The sequence below is a fragment of the Haloferax sp. s1 genome, from assembly GCF_058382125.1.
The window spans coordinates 1-2,029 of record NZ_JBZRPK010000216.1 but is presented as its reverse complement, the minus strand read 5'-3'; the positions used below and the strand labels follow the sequence as shown (position 1 = coordinate 2,029).

The window sequence follows — 2,029 nt, the reverse complement described above, 5'->3', positions numbered from 1 at the left end:
GATTGGAACCGACTGGGAGGGGTCCGCGATGGCGGCGGACCTCCCGTGGAAGGCGCTCGCACCGCACCTCCCGGACCGGCTTTCAGCGGGGCATTTCCTCAGCGTCTGTGCGACCATCGTCGGCGGCCACGACGAGCGCACCGACGAGGACTTCCTCGTCGTCGAACCCCAACCGGGAGGATGGGGCGCAAGTCCCGGACGAGACGGGGCCGACGTACTCGTGTGCTCCGGAGACGGTGACACACTGGAGATGCCGGTCGAAGTGATGGAGACTCGATTCCCGATTCTCTTCGACGAATTCCGCCTCGACACGCCACAGGAAGCGGGACACGGTCAGTTCCGAGGAGGAACCGGTCTCGTACAGGGCTACCGCATCTACAACGACTCCGGTGGGTTCATCACGGCTGGGTTCGGCCGGTCGAAGTTCCCGCCGTGGGGTGTCAACGGCGGTAAGAAAGGTGACGGGAACTATATCGAAATCGAGCGGAGCGACGGAACCCTCGAACGTCACAGCAATCTCACAAACTATCCGCTACACGATGGCGATATCGCTCGACTCGTCACTAGTGCAGGCGGCGGATGGGGCGACCCAATGGCTCGTGACCCAGAGCGGGTGCGCGAAGATTACCTCGACGACTACATCACTCGGGAGACGGCGCGGTCGGTCTACGGGGTTGCATTGAGCGAAGATGGAACGGTCGACGAGCGTGAAACGAGTGAACTGAGGGTGGACGAGCGCGGGACGAACGAACTGAGAGCGAATGAACAGAACGAGAACAAACTGAGCACGAGCAAACAGCGGGAAACCAACCAATGAGCGATATCGAACTCACCGACTTAGAAGACGTCTGGCAAGACAGCACCGAGTCGCCACTCACCCTCTTCGAGACCGACGACCCGGAATCACAGACTGGGTCCTACGTTATTCAGCCCGGAGAGCGAGTCCCAGCAGCAGGCTGGACATCGCACGAAGGAGACGAGATATCCGTCATCCTCGACGGGGCGGTCGAACTGGTGACGCCTGATGGGCAGTACACCGTCTCGGAAGGGTCGCTTTCGGTGATTCCGTCCGGGGTCGAACACTACAGCGTCAACGAAACCGACGAACCGGTGCGGTTGGTGTACACTGTTCTCGGTGGCCTCTAACCGAACGAGTTACTGCCCGTTCGAGAGGACTTTGTGCCACGCTTTGTGGGTCTTCGTCACGGGAACAGTGTCGTACGATTCGACCACGTCGTAGGCCTGTAACTTGTTTCTGAGGTAGCTCTTGATATCGGAAAGCGATGCGTGCCAAACACGGAGCAACAGGTCGTATTCGCCCATATACTCGTCAATTTCGTAGATGAGTTCCTCGCCCGCAACCTCCGCGATGAACTCGTCGAAGTCGTCCTGGCTGAGGTCCGAGTTGAGCGTGACAAATGCATCGGCGTACGCGAGGTTAGCCTCCTGAAGGACGAGTACCCCGAGCACGTCGACGAGGCCCTCGTTCTGTAACTTTTTCCGACGACGACGGGCTGCGGTTCGCGAGAGACCGACGCGGTCGCCCAACTCAGTGTCAGAGATTCGACCGTCACGGTTCAGTTCTTTGTAAATTCGGTAGTCGGTCTCGTCGAGATACTCTCGTAGAATCCGCTTTACCTTCTCGTTTTCTAACCATTCAGTCGACGGTTGGGCCTGATTTTCAGCCATTACGAGTTCCTTCGCCACCCTTCCATCTTATTTTGACGGTCGAATTGTAACAATTGGTGCCGATTGGTTCAACCATACGCAGAAAAAATCAGACAGGCAGACCGTACTTCCCCGTTCTGAGTAGAGCAGACAGAAACCGCCTGCGTTCCTGACTCATATATTCCCGTTACAGCTTACTAGGAAATATCGTTCTGTGCCCTGACTCATTATATTCCGCTTATTTCTGGGTCCGAGGCTGTGACAAATTCCTTGATAATCGTTGCTTCGGCGCGGTGAAGCACCCCACTTGCAGCCGATTTATCGCGTTAGTTCTCCACGAGGTTAGCGAGGTTCCCGAGAG

Annotated in this window: 3 protein-coding genes; 2 read left to right on the top strand and 1 reads right to left on the bottom strand. The window is 57.2% G+C overall.

Going from position 1 to position 2,029, the window contains the following annotated elements; all coding sequences use genetic code 11:
- A partial coding sequence (locus QT222_RS01850) for a hydantoinase B/oxoprolinase family protein (protein ID WP_491476122.1) occupies window positions 1–817 on the top strand: 817 nt, incomplete at its 5' end.
- A complete protein-coding gene (locus QT222_RS01845) occupies window positions 814–1,146 on the top strand; it encodes a cupin domain-containing protein (RefSeq protein WP_491476121.1) in 333 nt (110 codons plus the stop codon). The genes QT222_RS01850 and QT222_RS01845, both read left to right, overlap by 4 nt.
- A gap of 9 nt (window positions 1,147–1,155) precedes the next feature.
- On the opposite strand, the gene QT222_RS01840 is transcribed toward QT222_RS01845, so the two are convergent.
- Window positions 1,156–1,689: an Lrp/AsnC family transcriptional regulator gene (locus tag QT222_RS01840; RefSeq protein ID WP_049917395.1), complete on the bottom strand. Its 534-nt coding sequence runs from the start codon at window positions 1,687–1,689 to the stop codon at window positions 1,156–1,158.
- Window positions 1,690–2,029: the final 340 nt, after the last annotated feature.